Annotated in this window: 23 protein-coding genes; 8 read left to right on the top strand and 15 right to left on the bottom strand. The window is 65.1% G+C overall.

The window, feature by feature from the left end:
- Positions 1-73 precede the first annotated feature (73 nt).
- The 12 genes from HV681_RS10225 to fdxA all read right to left on the bottom strand — a co-directional run bounded on the left by HV681_RS10225 (position 74) and on the right by fdxA (position 11,178).
- Positions 74-916 (bottom strand): branched-chain amino acid aminotransferase, encoded by an 843-nt coding sequence (locus tag HV681_RS10225; protein WP_175122986.1) that lies wholly within the window; start codon positions 914-916, stop codon positions 74-76.
- A gap of 88 nt (positions 917-1,004) precedes the next feature.
- Positions 1,005-2,027, bottom strand: a complete 1,023-nt coding sequence (locus HV681_RS10220; RefSeq protein WP_175122985.1) for an ABC transporter substrate-binding protein — start codon at positions 2,025-2,027, stop codon at positions 1,005-1,007.
- Positions 2,028-2,137: 110 nt separating this feature from the next.
- The gene (locus HV681_RS10215) at positions 2,138-3,121 is read right to left on the bottom strand and encodes a branched-chain amino acid ABC transporter permease (protein ID WP_175122984.1); all 984 of its coding nucleotides are present in this window, start codon (positions 3,119-3,121) and stop codon (positions 2,138-2,140) included.
- Entirely contained in the window at positions 3,118-4,005 is an 888-nt protein-coding gene (locus HV681_RS10210) for a branched-chain amino acid ABC transporter permease (RefSeq protein WP_175122983.1), read from the bottom strand. Before HV681_RS10210 ends, HV681_RS10215 begins: the two co-directional genes overlap by 4 nt.
- A 99-nt stretch (positions 4,006-4,104) precedes the next feature.
- The gene (locus HV681_RS10205; protein ID WP_056568137.1) at positions 4,105-5,319 is read right to left on the bottom strand and encodes an ABC transporter substrate-binding protein; all 1,215 of its coding nucleotides are present in this window, start codon (positions 5,317-5,319) and stop codon (positions 4,105-4,107) included.
- 64 nt (positions 5,320-5,383) lie between these two features.
- Entirely contained in the window at positions 5,384-6,094 is a 711-nt protein-coding gene (locus HV681_RS10200) for an ABC transporter ATP-binding protein (protein WP_062840538.1), read from the bottom strand.
- Complete coding sequence (locus HV681_RS10195) at positions 6,091-6,864, bottom strand: ABC transporter ATP-binding protein (RefSeq protein WP_175122982.1); 774 nt, start codon at positions 6,862-6,864, stop codon at positions 6,091-6,093. The genes HV681_RS10200 and HV681_RS10195 overlap by 4 nt, the downstream gene beginning before the upstream one ends.
- Positions 6,865-7,216: 352 nt before the next feature.
- A complete protein-coding gene (gene nth / locus HV681_RS10190; RefSeq protein WP_175122981.1) occupies positions 7,217-7,852 on the bottom strand; it encodes an endonuclease III in 636 nt (211 codons plus the stop codon).
- On the bottom strand, positions 7,849-8,493 hold the full coding sequence (rsxB, locus tag HV681_RS10185; RefSeq protein WP_175122980.1) for an electron transport complex subunit RsxB: 645 nt from the start codon (positions 8,491-8,493) through the stop codon (positions 7,849-7,851). The genes nth and rsxB overlap by 4 nt, the downstream gene beginning before the upstream one ends.
- A gap of 78 nt (positions 8,494-8,571) precedes the next feature.
- Entirely contained in the window at positions 8,572-9,798 is a 1,227-nt protein-coding gene (locus HV681_RS10180) for a polyhydroxyalkanoate depolymerase (protein WP_175122979.1), read from the bottom strand.
- 212 nt (positions 9,799-10,010) lie between these two features.
- Complete coding sequence (locus HV681_RS10175) at positions 10,011-10,811, bottom strand: ferredoxin--NADP reductase (RefSeq protein WP_175122978.1); 801 nt, start codon at positions 10,809-10,811, stop codon at positions 10,011-10,013.
- Positions 10,812-10,854: 43 nt separating this feature from the next.
- Positions 10,855-11,178 (bottom strand): ferredoxin FdxA, encoded by a 324-nt coding sequence (fdxA, locus tag HV681_RS10170; protein WP_006218015.1) that lies wholly within the window; start codon positions 11,176-11,178, stop codon positions 10,855-10,857.
- Positions 11,179-11,335: 157 nt separating this feature from the next.
- On the opposite strand from fdxA, the gene pncB reads away from it, so the two are divergent.
- A complete protein-coding gene (gene pncB, locus HV681_RS10165) occupies positions 11,336-12,511 on the top strand; it encodes a nicotinate phosphoribosyltransferase (RefSeq protein ID WP_175122977.1) in 1,176 nt (391 codons plus the stop codon).
- A gap of 72 nt (positions 12,512-12,583) precedes the next feature.
- Positions 12,584-12,934: a RidA family protein gene (locus tag HV681_RS10160; protein ID WP_056321843.1), complete on the top strand. Its 351-nt coding sequence runs from the start codon at positions 12,584-12,586 to the stop codon at positions 12,932-12,934.
- Between the two features lie 106 nt (positions 12,935-13,040).
- Here HV681_RS10160 and HV681_RS10155 read toward each other — a convergent pair whose 3' ends face one another.
- Both HV681_RS10155 and HV681_RS10150 read right to left on the bottom strand, forming a co-directional pair.
- Complete coding sequence (locus HV681_RS10155) at positions 13,041-13,550, bottom strand: NAD(P)H-dependent oxidoreductase (protein ID WP_175122976.1); 510 nt, start codon at positions 13,548-13,550, stop codon at positions 13,041-13,043.
- A complete protein-coding gene (locus HV681_RS10150) occupies positions 13,547-14,380 on the bottom strand; it encodes a M90 family metallopeptidase (protein ID WP_175122975.1) in 834 nt (277 codons plus the stop codon). Before HV681_RS10150 ends, HV681_RS10155 begins: the two co-directional genes overlap by 4 nt.
- 108 nt (positions 14,381-14,488) lie before the next feature.
- On the opposite strand from HV681_RS10150, the gene HV681_RS10145 reads away from it, so the two are divergent.
- The gene (locus tag HV681_RS10145; RefSeq protein WP_175122974.1) at positions 14,489-16,768 is read left to right on the top strand and encodes a RelA/SpoT family protein; all 2,280 of its coding nucleotides are present in this window, start codon (positions 14,489-14,491) and stop codon (positions 16,766-16,768) included.
- Positions 16,769-16,864: 96 nt separating this feature from the next.
- On the opposite strand, the gene HV681_RS10140 is transcribed toward HV681_RS10145, so the two are convergent.
- A complete protein-coding gene (locus tag HV681_RS10140) occupies positions 16,865-18,178 on the bottom strand; it encodes an MFS transporter (RefSeq protein ID WP_175122973.1) in 1,314 nt (437 codons plus the stop codon).
- Between the two features lie 190 nt (positions 18,179-18,368).
- On the opposite strand from HV681_RS10140, the gene argE reads away from it, so the two are divergent.
- From argE to HV681_RS10115, 5 genes are all read left to right on the top strand, one after another.
- Positions 18,369-19,520, top strand: coding sequence for an acetylornithine deacetylase (argE, locus tag HV681_RS10135; RefSeq protein WP_175122972.1), 1,152 nt, complete (start codon positions 18,369-18,371; stop codon positions 19,518-19,520).
- Positions 19,521-19,640: 120 nt separating this feature from the next.
- Complete coding sequence (trpB, locus tag HV681_RS10130) at positions 19,641-20,840, top strand: tryptophan synthase subunit beta (RefSeq protein WP_175122971.1); 1,200 nt, start codon at positions 19,641-19,643, stop codon at positions 20,838-20,840.
- Positions 20,841-20,842: 2 nt separating this feature from the next.
- Positions 20,843-21,706, top strand: a complete 864-nt coding sequence (gene trpA / locus HV681_RS10125; RefSeq protein WP_175122970.1) for a tryptophan synthase subunit alpha — start codon at positions 20,843-20,845, stop codon at positions 21,704-21,706.
- A 37-nt stretch (positions 21,707-21,743) separates the two neighbouring features.
- Entirely contained in the window at positions 21,744-22,619 is an 876-nt protein-coding gene (gene accD / locus HV681_RS10120) for an acetyl-CoA carboxylase, carboxyltransferase subunit beta (protein WP_175122969.1), read from the top strand.
- A gap of 287 nt (positions 22,620-22,906) precedes the next feature.
- A complete protein-coding gene (locus HV681_RS10115) occupies positions 22,907-23,455 on the top strand; it encodes an acyloxyacyl hydrolase (protein WP_063956455.1) in 549 nt (182 codons plus the stop codon).
- Positions 23,456-23,719: the final 264 nt, after the last annotated feature.

Here is a 23,719-nt window from a genome sequence, read left to right as displayed (position 1 = left end):
CGCCGGCGGCCGATAAGGCCCCGGCGTTTTGCGTTGGCGCGGCTGCTGACGCAAGCTGGCCAGTTCCGGCAAATCAACGACGCGTACTTTCCGCGTATTCCATGTACAGCTGATGCGCACGGCGCGCGATCGGGCCGTATTCCAGCGGGCGGTCTTCAACGCGGTTCACGTGCACCACCTTGCCGTAGTTGCCCGACGAAAACACTTCGTCGGCCGCTTCGACGTCGGCTCGGGTCAGGCTGCGTTCCTGCACTTCAATGCCGTCGGCCTTCAGCAGCGCCAGCACGCGGCGGCGCGTGATGCCGTTCAGGAAGGTGCCGTTGTCCACGGGCGTGGAGACGACGCCGTCCTTGGCCAGCCACAGGTTGCTGGTGGCGAACTCGGCCAGGTTGCCTGCGCCGTCCAGCATGATGGCGTTGTCAAAGCCCTTTTCGGCGGCTTCGCGGATGGCGCGTTGGCCGTTGGGGTACAGGCACGAGGCCTTGGCGTCGGTGGGCGCCATGTTCGGCCACGAGCGCGCAAAGCTGGAGAAGCAGGCGGAAAAGCCCTGGTCGCCCGGCATCGGCACCTTGAACACGTGCAGTACGAATTGCGTCTTTTCGGCGTCGGGCAGCAGGAAGCCATCGGCGCAGAAGAACATCGGCTTGATGTAGAGCTCGGAGCCCTCGGGGAAGCGCGCCACGGCCTGCAGGCACAGGTCCTGGATTTCTTCCCAGGCCAGTTGCGGCTTCATCAGCATCTTTTCCGCCGAGCGCACGACGCGCTGGCAATGCAGGTCCAGGTCGGGCGTCAGACCGCGGAACGCGCGTGCGCCGTCGAAGACCATGCTGGCCATCCAGAAGGCGTGGTCGGCCGGGCCGAGCAGTTTGGGGTTTTCAGTGGTCCAGTGACCGTTGTGCCAGAACAAGGCATCCATGATTGTTTTCCTTGGCTTGAATCGGGTTGGCGATCGGGCGCGGAGCGGGTCCGGAACGCCGAATCGCCAGAATACATGAGCGGGGCTGTTATTCCTTGGCCAGCGCTGCCTGCACGCGGTCGGCGACATCCGCAGGCACCCACTGCCGCCACACAGACGCGTACTGCTTGAGGAAGTATCGCGCGGCGTCCTCGGGTTCCTTGCCCTCGTTTTCCAGCCAGCCCAGCGTGGCATCGATGGCGTCGTCCGGCACCGTCAGCTTGGTCAGGAACTCGGTCACGCGCGGCGCCTGTTTGGCGAATTCAGCATTCATGCCGGTGACGACCGGGTTGGGCTTGAACTGCGTGGCCACGGGATTGGCGCACTTGGGGTCGGTCATGCACGTGTAGGCAGCCTGGTCGAACGCAGGCAGTTCCAGCTTGACCAGGTCCAGCGCGCCAACCAGCGACGTGGGCGTCCAGTAGTAGAAGACGATATCGCGCTTGCGCTTGTAGGCCGACACGATCGCCGCCTTTTGCGCGGCGCCGGAGCCGGGGGCGAACAGGGAGTAATCCTTGTCCAGCTTCAGGGCGCGCAGCAGGTTGTCGTTCAGCGTGCCGCAGGCCCAGCCCGCCGGGCAGCCATAGATGCGGCCGCGGCCCGGGTCTTCGGGGTCGGCAAACACTTCCTTGAAGCGCGCCAGGTCGGCGGCGGACTTGAGCTCGGGATGCCGTTCCACGGTGTAGCGGGGCACATACCAGCCTTCGCCTGCGTCATAGACGTGACCCACGCCCAGCACCTTGCCGCTGGCCAGCGCCTTCTTCCAGGCGCCTTCGATCTGACCGGGCCAGACTTCGGGCGTGATGTCGACGTCGCCGCGCTGCAAGGCGGCCAGCATGGGCAGGGTTTCGCCGATTTCGACAGATGTTTTGCAGCCGTAGCCGTGTTCGAGCACGTAGCGCTCGATGCCGGCAAGCACCAGGTTGGATTCCCAGTTCAGGCCGCTGAAACGGATAGGCCGGTCGACTTCGCAAGCCGGGGCGGCGGGGGCGGCCTGGGCCGCGGCGGGGGACAGCAGGGCGGCGGCCAGCGCGAGCGCGCCGAGGCCGGGAACGAGATGCGTGATGCGCATGGTCGGCACCTGTGTAGTGGGGTGCCTGCCATTGTACGAGGCGATGGCGCGTCCCAATGCAACGGGGCCGCGATGCGCGGCCCCGAGGGTCAATCCACCGAAGCGTCAGCTCACGCGCGGGCGGTGCGGCGGCGGTTGAAGAGGGCGCCCAGCTCGCCCACGATGCCGCGCCGGAAGGCCAGCACGCAGATCACGAAGATCAGGCCGCTGACGATCGTGACCGATTCGCCCAGACGCAGGAACCATTCGACGCCGGTCAGGTTGGCCATCATCTGGCCGAAGTCGCCCACCTTGTTTTCCAGCAGCACCACGATGAACGCGCCCAGCACGGGGCCGGTCAGGGTGCCCAGGCCGCCGATCAGCGTCATCAGGATCACCAGCCCGGACATCTGCCAGGTGGCGTCCGACAGCGTGGCCGACACGAACACCAGCGTCTTGGTGGCGCCCGCCAGGCCGGCCAGCGCGGCCGACAGCACGAAGGCCACCAGCTTGAAGCGGTCCACGTCGTAACCCAGCGAGATCGCGCGCGGCTCGTTCTCGCGCAGCGCCTGCAGCACCTGGCCGAAGGGCGAGTTCACCGTGCGCCAGATGATGAAGTAGCCAATGATGAAGATGGCCATCACCAGGTAGTACAGGTTGATGTCCTTGGACAGGTCGACCAGTCCCAGCAAGGTGCCGCGCGGCACGCTCTGCAGGCCGTCTTCGCCGCCCGTGAACTTGGCCTGCAGGAAGAAGAAGAACACCATCTGCGACAGCGCCAGCGTAATCATCGAGAAGTAGATGCCGCTGCGACGGATGGCAAGCGCGCCCATGGCCAGCCCCAGCAGCGCCGCCACGGCCACGCCGAACAGCAGCCCCAGTTCGGTGGGCAGGCCCCAGACCTTCATGCTGTGTCCGGCCGCGTAGGCCGCGCTGCCCAGAAACGCGGCATGGCCGAAGGACAGCAGCCCCGTGAAGCCCAGAAGCAGGTTGAAGGCGCACGCGAAGAGGGCGTAGCACATGACCTTCATGGCGAAGATCGGATACACGCCGGCGAAGGGAAGCAAGGCCACCACGATGGCCAGGACCGCATAGCCCAGGAATTGACGATTCATTTTTCTTTTCCGAACAGCCCGGCCGGGCGGATCAACAGAACAATGGCCATGATGATGAAGACGACCGTGCTGGACGCTTCGGGCCAGAACACCTTGGTCAGGCCCTCGATTACGCCCAGGCCCAGCCCGGTGACGATGGCGCCAAAAATGGACCCCATGCCCCCGATCACGACCACCGCGAATACGACGATGATGAGGTTCGAGCCCATCAGCGGCGAAATCTGCAGCACCGGCGCGGCCAGCACGCCGGCAAAGCCCGCCAGCGCCACGCCGAAGCCGTAGGTCAGCGTGATCATGCGCGGCACGTTCACGCCGAAGGATTCCACGAGGCGCGGGTTCTCGGTGCCGGCGCGCAGCAGGGCGCCCAGGCGGGTGCGTTCAATGACGTACCACGTGGCGAAGCAGACGATGATGGACGCCGCCACGACCCAGCCGCGATAGTTGGGCAGGATCATGAAGCCCAGGTTGGTGGCGCCGCGCAGGGCCTCGGGCGTGGGATAGGGCTGGCCCGACACGCCGTAGAAGCTGCGGAACAGCCCCTCGATCAGCAGCGTCAGCCCGAAGGTCAGCAGCAGCCCGTACAGGTGGTCGAGCTTGTAGAGATGCTTGAGCAGCAGTTTTTCAATGATGATGCCGAACAGCCCCACGATCAGCGGCGCCAGGATCAGCATGATCCAGTAGTTCAGGCCAAAGTACGAAAGCCCCATCCATGCGACGAAGGCGCCCAGCATGTAGAGAGCGCCGTGGGCGAAGTTGATGACGTTCAGCAGCCCGAAGATGACGGCAAGTCCGAGCGACAGCATTGCATAGAAGGAACCGTTGACCAGGCCCAGTAACAGCTGGCCGAACAAGGCCTGTATGGGGATGCCGAAAATGTCAGTCATCTTGTGAAAGTCCTGCGCGGTACGGAAGGAAGCGAGCTAGTCAGGAGGAATGCGGCCGGGCCATCGGCCCGGACCGCATCCGGGATCACAGTGGCCGGTTTATTTCTTGACCAGCTTGCAGGTGGACTCGGACAACTTGGTGTAGACCTCGTCGCCAGGCAGCGTCGCCACCACCTTGTAGTAGTCCCACGGGCCCTTGGATTCGGCCGGGGTCTTCACTTGCATCAGGTACATGTCGTGGACCATGCGGCCGTCTTCGCGCACGACGCCGCCTTGGGCAAAGAAGTCGTTCACCTTGTTCGACTTCATCCACTTCATCACGTCGTCGCCGTTATCCGAGCCGGTGGCCTTGACGGCGTTCAGGTAGAACATCGCCGACGAGTAATCGCCCGCCTGCAGCATGGACGGCTTGCGGCCGACCTTGGACTCGAACTTCTTGGACCAGGCGCGCGAGGCGTCGGATTGATCCCAGTACCAGCCGTCGGTCAGGTACATGCCCTTGGTGGCATCCAGGCCGAGCGAGTGCACGTCGTTGATGAACACCAGCAGGCCGGCCAGCTTCATGGTCTGCGTGACGCCGAATTCGTTGGCGGCCTTGACCGTGTTGATGGTGTCGCCGCCGGCGTTGGCCATGCCCAGGATCTGCGCCTTGGACGATTGCGCCTGCAGCAGGAAGGACGAGAAGTCCGAGGCGCCCAGCGGTGCGCGCACCTGGCCCTTCACTTCGCCGCCCGCGGCCTTGACGACCGCCATCGTGTCGCGCTCGAGCGCGTGGCCGAAGGCGTAGTCGGCAGTCAGGAAGAACCAGCTCTTGCCGCCGTCCTTCACCACTGCCGAACCCGTGCCGCGCGCCAGCGCCACGGTGTCGTAGGCGTAATGCACGGTGTAGGGCGAACATTGCGCGTTGGTCAGGTCGGACGAGCCGGCGCCCACCGCGATGAAGGGCTTCTTCTTTTCAGCGGCAACCGCTGCCATGGCCAGGCTGGTGGCCGAGTTGGTGCCGGCGATGATGACGTCGACCTTCTGCTGGTCGAACCATTCGCGGGCGCGTGCCGAGGCGACGTCGGCCTTGTTCTGGTGGTCCGCGGAGACGATTTCGATCTTCTTGCCGTTGACCGTGCCGCCGAAGTCCTCGACAGCCATGCGCACGGCTTCCAGGCCTGCCTTGCCGTCGATGTCGGAGTACACGCCCGACATGTCGGTGATGAAGCCGATGCGGATGACATCGTCGGAGATACCTTGAGCGTGGGCGGTTGCCCCCGCGAATCCCAGGCCCGCCATGGCCAGTGCAGCAGTGATGGTGTGCAGCTTCATGGGATGACTCCTCTTCCCTACAGTGTGGTGTTTGCCGGGGTTCCGGCGGATGACACAGGTTGCTTTAGACGCCCAGCAGTTCGTTGAGCGTGTCCTGTTTTTCTGAAAGTTCGGCGGCTTCGAAGTGCTCGACGATCTGGCCGTGCTCCATGACGTAGAAGCGGTCGGCCAGCGGCGCGGCGAAGCGGAAATTCTGTTCTACCATGACGATGGTGTAGCCCCGCTGCTTGAGCGCGGTGATCATGCGGGCCAGCGCCTGCACGATGACGGGCGCGAGGCCTTCGGAGATTTCGTCCAGCAGCAGCAGGTTGGCGCCGGTGCGCAGGATGCGCGCGACGGCAAGCATCTGCTGTTCGCCGCCCGACAGGCGCGTGCCGGGGGAATTGCGGCGCTCCTGCAGGTTGGGGAACATGTCGTAGATTTCGGCAAGCGACATGCCGCCGCCCAGCGAGCCGACGACGGGCGGAAGCAGCAGGTTCTCTTCGCAGGACAGGCTGGCGAAGATGCCGCGTTCCTCGGGGCAATAGCCGACGCCCAGGTGGGCGATCTTGTAGGTAGGCAGGTCGATGGCTTCGGTGCCATGGATGCGCACCGAACCCTTGCGCGAGCCGGTCAGGCCCAGGATGGCGCGCAGCGTCGTGGTGCGGCCGGCGCCGTTGCGGCCCAGCAGCGTGACGACTTCGCCCTGTCCCACGCGCATGTCCACGCCGTGCAGGATATGCGATTCCCCGTACCAGGCGTTGAGGCCCGAAATTTCGAGTGCGGGGGTGCTCATGCGTGCGCTCCTTGAAGTTCGCCGTCGGTCGTGCCCATGTAAGCCTGCATCACGGCCGGATGGCGGGAGACTTCGGCGTAGGAACCTTCGGCCAGCACCGAGCCGCGCGCCAGCACGGTGATGGTGTTGGCGATGGAGGACACGACATTCATGTTGTGTTCCACCATGAGGATGGTGCGCCCGGCGCTCACGCGCTTGATCAGTTGCGTGACGCGGTCCACGTCTTCGTGGCCCATGCCCTGGGTGGGTTCGTCCAGCAGCATCAGCTCGGGCTCCATCGCCAGCGTGGTGGCGATCTCGAGCGCGCGCTTGCGGCCGTACGGCAGGTTGACCGTGGTTTCGTCGGCAAAGCCGCCCAGGTCCACCTGTTCAAGCAGCGCACGCGCGGGCTCGTTCAGGGCGGCCAGGCGCTTGTCGCTTTGCCAGAAGTGATAGGACAGGCCGGTCTTGCGCTGCAGGCCGATCCGCACGTTCTCGAGCACGGTCAGGTGCGGGAACACCGCCGAGATCTGGAACGATCGGATGATGCCGCGCCGTGCAATCTGCGCGGGGCGCTCGCCGGTGATGTCGATGCCATTGAACTTGATGCTGCCCGACGTGGGCGCCAGGAATTTGGTCAGCAGGTTGAAGCATGTGGTCTTGCCCGCGCCGTTAGGCCCGATCAAGGCATGAATCTCGCCCCGCTTGATACGCAAATCGACCCCGTTGACCGCGACGAAGCCGCGGAACTCCTTGGTGAGGCCTTTTGTCTCCAGGATTGTGTCATCCATGTTCGCTGCACCAGCGTTGTATTTATATGGTCTCTGCCTGGCGTCATTGCGTCAGGCCCCCGCAGGGTTCGAAAACTGTTTTCGTGCGTAGTTTTCTTATGAGTTGCCGGCGAGTATGCGGACGTCGCAATCAAAATTCCATGAGGGTTTGTCATAGGTTTTGCACTGCGGAAAGGGCAATTGTCGGCATGCCGACAATGCTGTCTGCATAGGGGGAGAAAGGGAGCCCGATATGCAAATGCATTGCAGCAATTACGCGTTGATCGTCATCAAGATGTCATGCGGGAATAGGCGAGGGAAAACCCGGTTTTCCACTCGCATGATTCGCGGCCGCGTGCGCGCGCCGGATGCTTTATGCAGGGGTTTTCTGCTTGAATTCGCAGAGATCGGAAATGCCGCATTGGGGGCATTTCGGTTTGCGCGCCACACAGACGTAGCGGCCGTGCAGAATCAGCCAGTGATGCGCGTCCAGCAGATATTCCTGCGGCACGAACTTCATCAGTTTCAGCTCGACTTCCAGCACGTTTTTTCCGGGTGCAATACCGGTGCGATTCGAGACACGGAATATGTGCGTGTCCACTGCCATCGCCGCTTGCCCGAACGCGGTGTTGAGCACCACGTTGGCGGTCTTGCGGCCCACGCCGGGCAGGGCTTCAAGCGCCTCTCGCGTCTGCGGCACCTGGCCGCCATGCTGCTCGATCAGGATCTTGCAGGTGGCGATCGCGTTCTTTGCCTTCGTGCGGAAAAGGCCAATGGTCTTGATGTAGTCGGCCAGTCCTTCCTCGCCCAGCGCCGCGAGTGCCTCAGGGGTGCCGTATTGCGGAAAGAACTTGCGCGTGGCGATGTTGACCGACTTGTCCGTGGCCTGCGCCGACAGCAGCACGGCAATCAGCAACTGGAACGGCGTGTCGTATTCCAGTTCGGTGGTGGGGCTGGGGTTGGCCGCATGCAGGCGGGCAAAGATCTCTCGGCGTTTGGCGGCGTTCATGACTGCGTGGGATTGCGGCGGGCCCGGGCGCGGGCCAGTGCGGATTCGATGGCGGAGCGCTTGCGGTCTTCTTTTTGCGCGTCCTCGGAAGCGGGCGCGGCGGGGGAGGGCGCTTCCGGGATGTCGGGCGCCATCAGGCGCGCGTTGTCGGCCGCCAGGCGCTCGGCGCGCGCCAGGTGGTTGCGATGGCGCTGGCGGCTGATTGCGGCGTCTTCGCTGGTCCATGCGCGCCCGGCCGGCACCATCTCGATGCAGTCCACCGGACAGGGCGCCACGCACAGGTCACAGCCCGTGCACCAGTCGTCCAGCACGGTGTGCATGTGCTTGTTCGCGCCGACGATGGCGTCGACCGGACAGGCCTGGATGCACAGCGTACAGCCGATGCAATGCGATTCGTCGATGCGCGCGACCAGCAGCGGGCCGGGTTCGCCGCGTGACGGATCCAGCGGCAGGAGAGGCGTGCCGAGCAGCGCGGCCAGTGCGGCGACGCCGTCGTCGCCGCCGGGCGGGCAGCGGTTGATCGGCGCGGCGCCCTCGGCGATGGCGTCGGCATACGGCCGGCAGCCGTCGTAACCGCATTTGGTGCATTGCGTCTGAGGCAGCAAGGCGTCAACGCGGTCGGCTAATGAGCGACAGGACATGTAATGCCAGTAATGAAAAGGGGCCGCTCGGGCCCCGGGGTACGGATCAGGTTGCCGGCGGCCGGCGCGGGGCCGTCGTCAAGCCGATTGCCGGATGAACTCGGCAATTTTAGGACAGATCATTTCGCGCCACCGGCGGCCCGAGAAAATGCCGTAGTGGCCGCAGTTCGGCGCGGTGTAGTGCGACTTGCGGTCGGCCGGGATGTTCTTGCACAGCTTGATCGCGGCGCGCGTCTGGCCCTGGCCGGAAATGTCGTCCAGTTCGCCTTCGATGGTGAACAGCGCGACGCTCTTGATGTCGGCCGGGCGCACCAGCTTGCCGTCGACTTCCCAGGTGCCGTTGGGCAGGTCGAAGTCCTGGAACACCATGCGGATCGTGTCCAGGTAGAACTCGGCCGGCATGTCCAGCACGGCGTTGTATTCGTCGTAGAAGCGGCGGTGCGCTTCGGCGTCGCTGTCGTCGCCACGCAGCAGGTCCAGGTAGAAGTCGTAATGCGACTTCATGTGGCGGTCCGGATTCATGGCCATGAATCCCGCGTGCTGCAGGAACCCCGGATACACGCGGCGGCCGGCGCCCGGATAGCGGGGCGGCACGGGGTGGATCACCTGGTTCTCGAACCACGAATAGGGTTTGGTGGTGGCCAGGCGATTGACCTGCGTGGGCGACTGGCGCGGGTCGATGGGGCCACCCATCATCACCATGCTGCGCGGCTGGCAGGGATCGTTGGCGGACGCCATCAGGGACACGGCGGCCAGCACCGGCACCGTGGGCTGACAGACGGAAATGACGTGCACGTCCGGGCCCAGATGGCGGATGAAGTCCTGCACGTAGCGCACGTAGTCGTTCAGATGGAACGGACCGGCTGCCAGCGGCACCATGCGCGCGTCGACCCAGTCGGTCACATAGACGTCGTGGTGGGGCAGCAGGGCGCGCACGGTGTCGCGCAGCAGGGTGGCGTGGTGCCCCGAGAGCGGGGCGACCAGCAGGACCTTCGGATCGTTCTTGCCGGCCAGGCGAACGTCGCGCTGGAAGTGCACCAGGCGGCAGAAGGGCTTGTCCAGGGCAACGGCTTCGATCACGCGGGCGGACTTGCCGCCAATCTGGGTGGTGGGCAGATTCCAGGCGGGCTTCTGGTATTCCTTGCCGATACGGGTCATCAGCTCGTACCCGGCAGCCATCTGGCGGGAGATCGGGGTATAGGCGAGCGGGCTGTAGGGGCTGGAGAACAGCTGAGAACCGGCGTCCGTGAATGCAGCGAACGGAGTCAGGAAAGCGCGCTGCATTTCGTGCAATTGGTACAGCATTTCGGGGAAGTCCTTCTGGGTCGAGCGTGTGCCCCGATTATTGCTCCGGGGCGTAACGATATTTCCAATCAGCCTGAAGAATGTCCGGCAAACTGCCCTGTTTTGTTGCTAAAAAGCGACCCGTCATGTGTTACGCACCAGTTTAGGGCCGCGTTAATGCCTTGCGGTGATACCAAATGGTGGATTTACGGACTACGCCACGCGGTGGCGGATCACCAGTAATTTTCAACTGCCAGGTTGCCCGGAATGCCGCGGCGCCCGGGCTTGAACCCACGATCACCCAGCAATTTGCGTGCCTCCGCCAGCATCGCGGGGTTGCCGCACAGCATGACCTTGGCGGTCTCGGGATCCAGCGGCTGGCCGGCCAGCTGCTCCAGGCGGCCGTCGGCGATCAGCGTGGTGATGCGCGCTTGCGGCATGCCGGGCACGGGTTCGCGCGTGGCGATGGGCAGGTAGACGAGCTTGCCGGGATCTGCGGCAAAGACATCGGCCAGTGCCGGATCGCGGCGCCAGCCGTCGATTTCGTCGCGGTAGGCGAGTTCGGCGGCGGTGCGCACGCCGTGCACCAGGATGATGCGGCTGTAGGCGCGCCAGACGGCGGGGTCGCGCAGGATGGACAGGTAGGCCGACAGGCCGGTGCCCGAGGCAAGCAGCCACAGGTCGCCGCCGGGCGCAAAGCGCTCCAGCGTCAGGAAGCCGTAGGGGGCCTTTTCGACGTAGAGCGCGTCGCCGGGCTGCAGACGCGCCATGCGCGGGCTGAACAGGCCTTCGGGGACGACGATGGAATAGAACTCCAGGCCCGGCTCATGCGGGGCCGACACCATGGAGTAGGCGCGCCAGATCGTGGGCGGACCATCGGGGTCTTCAGCGCCGGGCAGGCCGACCCGGGCGAACTGGCCCGGCAGGAACGTGAAGGCTTCGTCCCGCGTCACGCGCACGGAGAACAGTTTGTCCGGCACCCAGGTGTGGACGCTGGTGATGGTCTGGCGCGTGTATTTGGAGTCGTCGGTCATCGGGACATCGCACGAAAGCGCCGGCCTGGCCGGCGCCCGTGGATTACTTTTCCAGGTATTGCAGCTTGTCCTGCTTGCCGTTCCAGTCGTCGGCGTCGGGCAGGGGCTTCTTGGCACGGCTGATGCTGGCGAATTCCGGAGAGAGTTCGGCATTCAGCGCGATGAAATTGAGTTGGTCCTGCGGCACGTCTTCTTCGGCGTAGATCGCGTTGGCGGGGCATTCGGGGATGCAGACCGCACAGTCGATGCATTCGTCCGGGTCGATCACGAGGAAGTTCGGACCCTCACGAAAACAGTCCACCGGGCACACGTCGACGCAATCGGTGTACTTGCACTTGATACAGTTTTCGGTGACTACGTGGGTCATTCAGGAACTCCGGGGCTCGGCGGCAGATGTGTCTTAATGGGCGGATTTTACCCAATGCCGCGCGGATGTGTCGGCAATACCCGTATTGACAGCGTGGCACTTCGTGCCGAAGGCCCTGTTCTTCATGCTATGGTGTCGCGAAACGAAACGCGCAATCATGATTATTACTTCGCTGCTCGACACCGACCTGTATAAATTCAGCATGATGCAAGTGGTGCTGCATCATTTCCCCGCTGCCCAGGTCGAGTACCGGTACAAATGCCGTACAAAGGGCGTGGATTTGCGCCCCTATATGGACGAAATCCGCCAGGAAGTGCATCAGCTTTGCCAATTGCGCTTCACGGACGACGAACTTAAATATCTGGGCAATTTGCGCTTTATCAAAAGCGACTTCGTTGATTTCCTTCGTCTGTTCCACATGCCCGAGCGCTGCATCCACATCAGCGAAGGCGAGGGACCCGGTGAAATCAGCATCGAGGTCAAGGGCCCGTGGCTGCACACGATCCTGTTCGAGATCCCTGTGCTGGCCATCGTCAACGAGGTCTATTTCCGCAACACGCGCAAGCATCCGGACTGGGAAGAAGGCCGCAAGCGCCTGCAGTCCAAGATGCACCTCGTGCTGGACGATCCCGCGCTGGCCGACTTCCGCGTGGCCGAATACGGCACGCGTCGCCGCTTCTCCAAGGCCTGGCACGAAGAGATCGTCACCACCCTGAAAGCCGAGATGGGGCCGCATTTCGCGGGTTCCAGCAACGTGCTGCTCGCCAAAGAGCACGACGTGCTGCCGCTGGGCACCATGGGCCACGAATACCTGCAAGCCTGCCAGGCGCTCGGTCCGCGCCTGCGCGATTCGCAGGTGTTCGCGCTGGAAGTGTGGGCCAAGGAATACCGCGGCGACCTCGGCATCGCGTTGTCCGACGTCTACGGCATGGATGCGTTCCTGCGCGACTTCGACATGTATTTCTGCAAGCTCTTTGACGGCGCGCGCCATGATTCCGGCGATCCCTTCATCTGGGGCGAGCGTCTGCTCGAGCACTACCGCAAGAACCGCGTGGATCCGCGCGCCAAGACCCTGGTGTTCTCGGATTCGCTGACCTTCCCGCGCGCCATCGAGCTGGCGCGCCAGTTCTCGGGGCGCTGCAAGGTGTCCTTCGGCATTGGCACCAACCTCACCAACGACCTCGGCCACGAACCGCTGCAGATCGTCATGAAGATGGTCCGCTGCAACGGCCAGCCGGTGGCCAAGGTGTCGGATGCGCCCGAGAAGACGATGTGCGACGATCCCGCCTACCTGGCCTATCTGCGCCAGGTTTTCCAATTGCCGCCCGCCTGACGACGCCCGCGCGCCGCACGCGGGCAGCTTTGCCCAGTTCCACCCAAACCACTCGACTCTAGGGGAATTCTCATGAGCAGCATCAAGCGCTTTCACGTGACCAAGCGCCTGTCGGACATGGCCGTGTACAACGGCGTTGCCTACCTGGCAGGCCAGGTGCCGGACGATGCCACGCTGGACATCACCGGCCAGACCGAGCAAGTGCTCGCCACGATCGACCGCCTGCTGGCCGAAGCCGGCACCGACAAGACCAAGATCCTGATGGCCCAGATCTACGTGGCCAACATGAAGGAATTCGACGGCATGAACAAGGCCTGGGACGCATGGGTCGCCGACGGCAACTCGCCCCCCCGCGCCACCGTTGAGGCCCGCCTTGCCAACCCCGACTACAAGGTCGAGATCGTGGTGACGGCCGCGCTTTGATGAACGGTCAGGGCTGGCTGCGGCTGGTCTTGTGAAAAAGCCCTCTGGCGTGAGCCGAGGGCTTTTTTTGCTCTGATGTCAGACACCGGTGGTGCAGAGCGCCGCCTCACGCGCCCATCAGCATCATCCCCGCCAGCAGGCCGCCCAGTTCCTCGCAGCGCACCAGATCCGCAGTCGGCACCGTCTTGGCCGCCAGGATCTGCGCCGCCGTCTGCGCGCCCATGTTCACGATGACGGCCGGCGCCACCGCCGTCAGCCGCCAGCCGGTGCAGATGCGTTCGACCTGCCGGGCCGCACCAGAGCCGTCGCTGCCCGCGCTGATCAGGGCGGCATAGGGCAGTCCCTGGATGCGGTCCAGCACCGCGTAGTAATTGCGGTCGAAGAACTCCTTCATCTCGCCGCTCAGGCTGGCAAGATTTTCGGGGGCGCAGAAGACAAACCCCTGGCTGGCCAGCAAGGCATCGGCATCGGCATCCTGCGCGCGCCGCAGTTCGATGCGCAGATCGTCAGGCTGCTCCAGGGCAGCGGCCGCCGACGCCGCACCGCGCGCCGCGGCCTGCGCCATCTGCTGGGCCGCGCCGGTGCGCGAATGCCAGACGATCAGCAACTGCTTCACGTGTATCGCTCCAGCGGATCCTGCCGGTAATAGGCCCGCAGCATGGCATACCACTCGGGCAGCGCTTGCTGCATGGGAAGGGGATCCACGAAAAAGTGTTCCGAACTGACCGCGAAGAACTCGCCCTCGTCCGTGGCGGCGTAGGGATCCATCGGCAATTGGCCGTACCAGGCGTCCGCTTCCTCGCTCTCCGGGTCCACGTCATGCGGAATCGCCGCTTCCACGGCGTCGACCGCCGCGATGAAGCGGTCAAGGCTGTCGTCCAGCACCTGTCGCCACGCGCGCGGCTTGATGTCGGGATGCGCCGACAACGACGGCATGCCGTCCGCAAAGCCCGAGCGCAGGTCCAGCTTGTGGGCGAACTCGTGGATCACCACGTTGAAGCCGCCCTCGGACAGCTGCGTGTCTTCCCACGACAGGACCAGCGGTCCGCCTTCCCAGGCTTCGCCCGCGGCGTCCTCGATGTACTCGTGGACCACCCCGTCCTCGTCCTCGCGCGTCCGGGGGATGCGAAAGCTCGCGGGATAAACGATGATCTCGTCCCAGCCCTCGTACAGTTCGGGCGTGAGATTCAGGATGGGCAGGCAGGCCTGCGCGGCGATGGACAGCCGCATGAAGTCCGAGACCTCCAGCCCCTGCGCGCCATTGATCGTCTTGCTGGCAAGCAGCCAGGCGGCGCGCGCCTGCAATTGGGCGGCTTCGCTTTCGGTCAGCGCCGCCAGGAATGGGTAGGTGTCCAGCACCTGCCGCCAGAGTTCGGGCGGGATGCGGGCCTGCATCTCGGCGACCTCGGACGGGCGGGCGCCGCGGCCCTTCAGCCAGCGCAACATAAGCTTTGGTTCCTTCCATATGCCGGGATGCGGCAGTGTGTTCAGGGTGACTGAACCCTAGTGTAGAGTGTCGAAATATTCAACCCGATACCTGCGCTACGCCCCGTCATGTCCGCCCCGCCCGTTCCCGATGCGCCTTCGCCATTTGACGCTTCCTGGCGGCAGGAGGCCGGAGCGGGCCTGGATGCCGAGGGCCTGGCATTACTGGACCGGGTCGCCTGCTGGGCCGAGCCTCGCTTCCACGGCCAGAACGCCCTGACGGGTGAGCCGCTGGCCGGGCATGCCGCCGGCGTCGTCCGTATCCTGGCGGCCTTGCACACCGATGCCGCCACGCGCGCCGCCGCCCTCCTGGCCGCGCTGCCCACCGATCTGATGGCGCCCGCGCCCTCGTTGCGCAACGACCCCATCGCCGTCGCCTTCGGCGCGGAAATCGCGCGGCTGGTGCAGGGCGCCTACGCGTTGCTGCGCCTGGGCGTGGTGGCCCGGCAGGCCAGCGATGCGTCGGCCGAAAGCGGTTCGCAGAAGGAAATGCAGCGCAAGATGCTGCTGGCCATGGCCGCCGACCTGCGCATCGTGCTGATGCGCCTGGCGTCACGGCTGCGCACGCTGCGCTGGCACGCCGAGAGCAAGGCGCCGTGCTCGCCCAGCTTCGCCCGCGAAACGCTGGACCTGTACGCGCCGCTCGCCAACCGGTTGGGCATCTGGCAGATCAAGTGGGAAATGGAAGACCTGTCCTTCCGCTTCCTCGAACCCGACAAGTACAAGCACATTGCCCGCCTGCTCGAAGAAAAGCGGGTCGAGCGCGAGGCCTTCATCGCCGGCGCCATCACGCGCCTGCAGCAGGCGCTGGCCAAGAGCGGCATCGACGCCGAGGTCAGCGGCCGGCCCAAGCACATCTACAGCATCTGGAACAAGATGCGCGTCAAGCGCCTGGATTTCTCGCAGATGTACGACCTGCGGGCGCTGCGCGTCATCGTCGACGACGTGCGTGCCTGCTACACGGCGCTGGGCATGGTGCACGAGATGTGGACGCCGCTGTCCGACGAGTTCGACGACTACATCTCGCGGCCCAAGCCCAACGGCTACCGGTCGCTGCATACGGTGGTGGCCGACGACGACGGCCGTCCCTTCGAAGTGCAGATCCGCACACGCGAGATGCACCAGTTCGCCGAATACGGGATGGCCGCGCATTGGCGCTACAAGGAAGCGGGCGCCAAGGGCGGGCAGGTCGCCGCCTCCAGCGAATACGACCGGCAGCTTGCGTGGATGCGCCAGCTGCTGGCCTGGAACACCGATGTCGAGGGTGGCGAAAACACGCCGCCCGAGCCCGCCAAGCCTGCCACGGGCCGGGCCGCCGCGGGCAAGAGCCGCGGCGCGGTGACGGCACCCGCGCATACCGACGAACGCATCTACGTGCTGACGCCCCAGGCGCGCGTGATCGAACTGCCCGCCGGCGCCACGCCGGTGGACTTCGCCTATCACCTGCACACCGACCTGGGCCACCGCTGCCGCGGCGCGCGCGTCGATGGGCAGATGGTGCCGCTGCAGACGCACCTGTCCACCGGCCAGACCGTGGAGATCATCTCCGCCAAGTCCGGCGGCCCGTCGCGCGACTGGCTCAATCCCCAGCTTGGCTTTCTGGCCAGCCCGCGCGCCCGTGCCAAGGTGCGGATGTGGTTCAACGCGATTGAACTGCAGCAGCGCATCACGCAGGGGCAGGCGCTTGTCGAAAAGGAATTGCAGCGCCTGGGCAAGACGGCCATCAATCTGGAACAGCTGGCCCAGAACCTGGGTTTTGCGCGGGCCGACGACCTTTACGTCGCCGCCGCCAAGGAAGAATTCAGCCTGCGCCAGATCGACGCGGTGTTCCAGCAGCCGGCGCCCGCGGTCGAACCCACGCCGGCGGCCTTGCGGCACGCCAGCGCCGGCAGCGCCGAGAAAAGCGGCAAGAGCGGCGTGCTGGTGGTGGGGGTGGGGTCGCTGCTGACGCAGTTGGCCCGATGCTGCCGCCCGGCGCCGCCGGATGCGATCTCCGGCTTCGTGACGCGGGGGCGCGGAGTGTCCATCCATCGCCGCGACTGCCACAGCTATCTGGCGCTGGCTGCGCGCGAGCCCGAGCGCGTCATCGAAGTGGCGTGGGGCGAAACGGCCGACACCTTCTATCCGGTGGACATCAGCGTGCGCGCGCATGACCGCTCGGGCCTGTTGCGCGACCTGTCGGAAGTGTTTGCGCGCCTGCGTCTGAACGTCGTGGGCGTGAACACGCAGAGCAAGCAGTCGCTTGCCCATATGGTGTTCACGGTGGAGGTGCGCGGCGGCGAATCGCTGTCCCGCGCGCTGGATGCGCTGGCCGAAGTGCCAGGCGTGTCGTCGGCGATGCGCCGCTAGGCGCAGTTTCCGGCAGCGAGAACCGCTGCCGGATCATTTCCCGCCGTGCCCGCCGCTGGCGTGAAGGCCAGGCGGCAGCACGCGGCGGTTCAGGCCTCAGTGTTCCAGTTCTTCATGCGCGCGGTCGCGCATGTAGAACGCGGCGACCAGACCCAGCGCCACGCCAAACATCACGTAGTAGGCCGGCGCCATGGGCGAGCCGGTGGTCTTGATCAGCCAGGTCACGATGAACTGTGCGAAGCCGCCGAAGATCATCACGGCCACGTTATAGGCCAGCGACAGGCCAACTGAACGCACGCGCGCCGGGAACAGCTCGGCCATCACCGTGCTGAACACGCCGAAGAACGCCGACACGAAAATGCAGACCACGACCTGCACGGTCAGCAGGCGGCCGATCGACGGCGCGTCCGACAGCCAGAAGTACAGCGGGTACAGCACGATCAGGTAGCCGATCAGCGAGCCGATCACGAGCGGACGGCGGCCGATGCGGTCGGACCAGGCGCCCATGAACGGGGTCAGCACCACCATCAGGGCCGCGCCAGCCATCTGCACCAGGAAGGTCTGGTTCAGCGGCAGCATCAGCACCTTGGTCGAATAGGTGACCAGGTACGTGAACGTGATGTAGATCGACACCGTAGCCGTCACCACCAGGCCCACGCCGATCAGCGTCTCGCGGGTGTGGGTGCGCAGCATCTGGCCCAGCGACAGGCGCTTGACTTCACCGCGTTCGGCGGCCTGGCGGTCGGCTTCCTTCATCTGCTTGAAGGCGTCGGTTTCGTCGACGTTGCGGCGGATATAGATGGCGATCGGCACAATCACCAGGCCGAAGGCGAAGGGCAGGCGCCATGCCCAGTCGGCAATCTGCTGCTCGGTGAAGAACTCGGTGATGAGCGTGCCGCAAGCCGCGCCGATCAACAGGGCCAGCATCTGGCCCGCCATCTGCCACGAGCCATAGAAGCCGCGCTTGCCGTTGGGGGCCATTTCGATCAGCAGCGCCGTCGACGTGCCGAATTCGCCGCCGGCCGAGAAGCCTTGCAGGAGGCGCGCGATCAGGATGAAGATCGGGGCCAGGATGCCCGCCGCGTGGTAGGTCGGGGCCACCGTGATCAGCGCGATGGACACGGCCATCAGCGAGGTCACCAGCACCATGGCGGCCTTGCGGCCCTTGCGGTCGCCGTACAGGCCCAGGATGATGCCGCCCACCGGGCGCATGAAGAAGCCCACGCCGAAGATGGCGGTGGTCATCAGGATGGCGTTCAGTTCGCTGCCGGGGACGCTGGGGTCGGTGGGAAAGAACAGTTTGGCGATGATCGGCGTCATGAACGCGAACACCAGGAAGTCATACCATTCGAGCGCGTTGCCTATTACCGCTGCCACGATGTTGCGTGTGGGGACTGCTTTGTGCTGCACGGGATCTCCTTGGGGGCTTTAATTTCCGGGCGACATTCTAGGCGGTGCCGCCCCGGCCGTCTTGCGCGTCGTCCGAAAAGCGGTCGTTCGGAAGCATGCCCCTCGGAAACCGGCCATCCAGACGGCGCTCGTCCGGGACGCGGCCGCCGCCTGGCTTTACACTGCGTCTTTTCCCCACGAGAGTAGTGACATGAACGCGCGCACCTGGCTGGAAACGCTGGTTGGCTTTGACACCACCAGCCGCAATTCCAATCTTGCCCTGATCGAAACCGTCCGTGACTGGCTCAAGGGCCAGGGCGTCGAGGCATGGCTGGCGCACAACCCCGAGCGCACCAAGGCCAACCTCTTTGCCACGCTGCCGGCGCAAGACGGCAACCAGCAGGGCGGCATCGTCCTGTCGGGCCACACCGACGTGGTGCCCGTGGATGGCCAGGACTGGAGCACGGACCCGTTCAAGCTCGTCGAAAAAGACGGCCTGCTCTATGGCCGTGGCGCCTGCGACATGAAGGGCTTCATCGCCGGGTCGCTGGCCCTGGTGCCCGAATTTCTGGCCATGCCGCGCAAGAAGCCGATCCACCTAGCGTTCTCCTACGACGAGGAAGTCGGCTGCGCCGGCGCGCCGTACATGCTGGCAGACCTGCACGAGCGCGGCATCCGTCCCGAGGGCTGCGTGGTGGGTGAGCCCACCGGCATGCAGGTCGTGGTGGCCCACAAGGGGATCAACCTCTTTCGCTGCAAGGTGCACGGCAAGGCGGCCCACTCGTCGCTCACGCCGCGCGGCTGCAACGCCATCGAATACGCCGCCCGCCTGATCTGCCGCATCCGCGACCTGGCTGACAGCTTCAAGGCCAACGGCCCCTACGACCAGTTCTACGACGTGCCGTTCTCCACGATGACCACCAACCAGATCCGGGGCGGCATCGCGGTCAACACCATCCCCGAGCTGTGCGAATTCACCTACGAATTCCGCAATCTGCCGGGCATGCGTCCGGACGACATCCAGGCGGAAGTCGAAAAATACGTGCGCGAAGAGCTGCTGCCGAAGATGAAGGCCGAATTCGACGGCGCCACCATCGAGATCGAGACCGGCGCCGCCGCGCCCGCGCTGGAGGCCTCGGAAGAAGCCGCCATCACCCAGCTGGTGCGCGCCCTGACCGAAGACCGCGCCACGCGCAAGGTCGCCTACGGCACCGAAGCCGGCCTGTTCCAGGGCATCGGCATCCCCACGGTGGTCTGCGGCCCCGGCCATATCGAACAGGCCCACAAGCCCAACGAATACGTGGCCCTGGACCAGATGGCCGCGTGCGAAACCTTCCTGCGCCGCATGGGCCAGTCCCTCTGACGCGCGGGGCGCCCGGGAGCGGGTGGCACGCCGGTGCCGTCCGCGTCAGGTAAAATGCCGGGTTGCAAACCGGATTTGCGGCTGGCATTGGCCTGCCGCGATCCCGGGGGAGATGCTGTGGTGAAACCTTACGACTTTCCGGATGCCAAGGGCCATTTCGGGCCTTATGGCGGTGTTTTCGTGGCGGAAACGCTGATGCACGCGCTTGACGACCTGCGCGCGTCCTATGACCGTTACCGGGTCGATCCCGCCTTCCTCGAAGAGTTCAACTACGAGCTCAAGCATTTCGTGGGCCGGCCCAGCCCGGTCTACCATGCCCGGCGCTGGTCCGAACTCGTGGGCGGCGCCCAGATCTGGTTCAAGCGCGAAGACCTGAACCACACCGGCGCGCACAAGGTCAACAACTGCATCGGCCAGGCTCTCCTGGCCAAGCGCATGGGCAAGCCGCGTGTCATCGCCGAAACCGGCGCCGGCCAGCACGGCGTGGCCACCGCCACGGTCGCGGCCCGCTACGGCATGGAATGCGTGGTGTACATGGGCAGCGAAGACGTGCGCCGCCAGGCCTCCAACGTCTACCGCATGAAGCTTCTGGGCGCCACGGTGGTGCCCGTGAACTCCGGTTCGCGCACCCTGAAGGACGCGCTGAACGAAGCCATGCGCGACTGGGTCACCAACATCGAAAACACGTTCTACATCATCGGCACGGTGGCGGGTCCCGACCCCTATCCCCGCATGGTGCGCGACTTCCAGACCGTCATCGGCAACGAATGCCTGACGCAGATGCCCGAGGCCATCGGCCGCCAGCCCGACTACGTCGTGGCGGCGGTGGGCGGCGGCTCCAATGCCATGGGCATCTTCCATCCCTACATCCCCTACGAAAACGTGCGCCTGATCGGCGTCGAGGCGGCGGGCGAGGGCATGGACAGCGGCAAGCACGCTGCATCGCTGGCCGCGGGCCAGGTGGGCGTGCTGCACGGCAACCGCACCTACGTCATGCAGAACGCCGACGGCCAGGTTCAAGAAACGCATTCGGTCTCGGCCGGCCTGGACTACCCCGGCGTCGGTCCGGAACACGCCTGGCTCAAGGATTCGGCCCGTGCCGAGTACGTCGGCATCACCGACGACGAAGCCCTGAAGGCCTTCCACGACTGCTGCCGCATCGAAGGCATCATGCCCGCGCTGGAGTCGTCGCACGCCATCGCCCAGGCCGTCAAGATGGCCGCCACGCTGCCGCGCGATGCCGTCATCCTGGTCAATCTGTCTGGCCGCGGCGACAAGGATATGCACACCGTCGCCGAACGCGCCGGCATCGAGCTCTGAACATGACAACCCGCACCGATCGCATTGCCGCGGCTTTCGCGCGCACCGCAGAATCCGGCCGCGCAGCGGCCCTGATTCCCTACATCGCCGCCGGCGATCCTTCCCCCGCCGCCACGGTGCCGCTGATGCACGCGCTGGTTGACGCCGGCGCCGACGTCATCGAACTGGGCGTGCCGTTCTCGGATCCCATGGCCGACGGCCCGGTCATCCAGCGCGCCGCAGACCGCGCCATCGCGCAAGGCGTGGGCCTGGCCCGCGTACTGGAGCTGGTGGCCGACTTCCGCCAGCGCGACACCGAGACGCCCGTGGTCCTGATGGGCTACGCCAATCCCATCGAACGCATGGGCCAGGCCGAATTCGCCAGCCGTGCCGCGCAGGCCGGCGTGGACGGCGTGCTGGTCGTGGACTACCCGCCCGAAGAAGTCATCGAGTTCGCCGCCACCCTGGGCGAACACGGCATTGCGCCCATCTTCCTCTTGGCGCCCACCTCCACTGAAGACCGCATCAAGGCCGTCGCGGCCGTGGCACGCGGCTATGTGTACTACGTGTCGCTCAAGGGCGTGACGGGCGCTGGCTCGCTGAACACCGACGACGTCGCCGATCGCGTGGCCGTGATTCGCCGCCACGTGCGCGACATCCCGGTGGGCGTGGGCTTCGGCATCCGCGACGCCGAAAGCGCCCAGCGCGTGGCGCGCGCCGCCGATGCGGTCGTCATCGGCAGCAAACTGATTGAAACCATGGAGCAGGCGGTCGCCAACGCACCGGCTGCCCAGCAAACCGACGCCGCAGTCGCCGCCGCCAGCGGCTGGCTGCGCACCATCCGGCAGGCGCTGGATCAAGTAAAACGAGAGAACGCGTCGGCCTGAGCGGCCGGGTCGCGATCTCAAACGGGATGAATACTCAATGAGCTGGATCGATAAACTCCTGCCGCCTCGCATCAACAAAACCAGCGACAGCGGCGCCCGCCGCGTGCCCGAAGGCCTTTGGGTGAAATGCCCGTCGTGCGAATCGGTGCTGTATAGCGAAGACCTGGCAGCCAACCTCCACGTCTGCCCCAAGTGCGACCACCACATGCGGATCGGGGCTCGCGCCCGCATCGATTCGCTGCTGGACATGGAAGGCCGCGTTGAAATCGGCCAGAACACGCGTTCGGTCGACACCCTGAAGTTCAAGGACACGCGCAAGTACCCCGAGCGTCTGCAAGAGGCCGTCAAGGCAACGGGCGAGAGCGACGCGCTGGTCGTCATGAGCGGCTCGATCCGCGGCGTGCCCGCCACGCTGGCCTGCTTCGAATTCGAATTCATGGGTGGCTCGATGGGCTCGGTGGTGGGCGAGCGCTTTGCGCGCGGCGCCCAAGCGGCCCTCGACAACAAGACCCCGTTCATCTGCGTGGCCGCCTCGGGCGGCGCGCGCATGCAGGAAAGCCTGCTGTCGCTCATGCAGATGGCCAAGACCAACGCCATGCTGACCCGCCTGTCGGCCGCCGGCCTGCCGTTCATCAGCGTCCTCACCGATCCCACCATGGGCGGCGTGTCGGCCAGCTTTGCCTTCATGGGCGACGTGGTCATCGCCGAACCCAAGGCCCTGATCGGCTTTGCCGGTCCGCGCGTGATCGAACAGACCGTGCGTGAAAAGCTGCCCGAAGGCTTCCAGCGCGCCGAGTTCCTGCTGCAGAAGGGCGCCATCGACATGGTTGTCGACCGCCGCCAATTGCGCGAGGAAATCGCCCGCCTGCTGGCGCTGCTGACCAACCAGCCGGCGGACGTGGTCACCGCCTGATCGGGCCGACATTGCCGGGCTGCCGCTTGCGGCTGCATCGGCATCAATAGACATGCCGCCGGTCGCTTCTCGCGCCTGGCGGCATTTTGTTTTTCCGCAGCAGGGTGAACCCCTGGGCACGAGACTTGCTCCAGCCGCCTAGCGCAATTTCACCTGCGTGAATCCCGCGATTTTCGGAACAGTCTTTTTCACGGCGCTTTGTTGCCATATTGCGACATGCGCGCAGCGTGTTGGTCCGGATTTTGCTAATGTTCCCCGTTAGTCCAGAAATAGATGGAGTTGATCCCATGCAGTCGACGAAGAAGAAAATGCTGACGCGCCTTGCCGGCCTTGCCCTGGCAGGGGTTGCCACCTTTGCTAGCGCCCAGTCGTCCGAGGGCACCCAAGGTGGCGTCAGCCTGCACTATGGCATTGGCGACCACTACAAGCGCCTGACCCTGAACTACGAGACTGCCTCGCTCTGGACCTATCAATTCGGCGGCAACTGGGGTCGTCTGGACCTGACGCCCGAATTCGGCGCGTCGTATTGGCAAGCCGACGGCTCGCGTTCGCCGGGCCACGTCTGGCAGTTCAGCGCCATCCCGATGTTCCGCTGGTGGACCGGCGAACGCTTCTACATCGAAGCGGGTATCGGCGCCACGCTGTTCTCCAGCACGCGCTTTGCCGACGAAAACATCAGCACGGCCTTCCAGTTCGGCGACCACGTTGGCGTGGGCTTCCTGGTCACGCCGAACAACCGTATCGGCGTGCGCTATTCGCACTTCTCGAACGCCAGCATCAAGCGCCCGAACCCGGGCCTGGACGTGGTGCAGCTCACCTACACGTACCAGTTCTGATCGCATGGCGCCGGTGCGGCGCGTGCTCGCGTGATTGCGCGCCCCGCTCGCAGATCTTGAAGACCACCCATCTGGGTGGTTTTTTTTTGCCTTGCCCGTGTGCGTGTCCCGCGTGTGCATCAGCGCAGAAACGACAAAAAAATTATGTTTTGACTGCGTGTCCACGTACTTGTTGGTGTTGAGTGCAATGGCCAGAATGCCCTGGCAGCACCCAAAACCACAACGAGCCGTCGCTCGGGCTTCCGATCCGCCGCTGCGCGCGCG

This window comes from Achromobacter animicus (assembly GCF_902859585.1).
In the GTDB taxonomy this organism is placed as follows: Bacteria; Pseudomonadota; Gammaproteobacteria; order Burkholderiales; family Burkholderiaceae_B; genus Achromobacter; species Achromobacter animicus.
The sequence above is the reverse complement of the archived record's forward strand: the minus strand, read 5'-3'. Positions and strand labels throughout refer to the sequence as shown.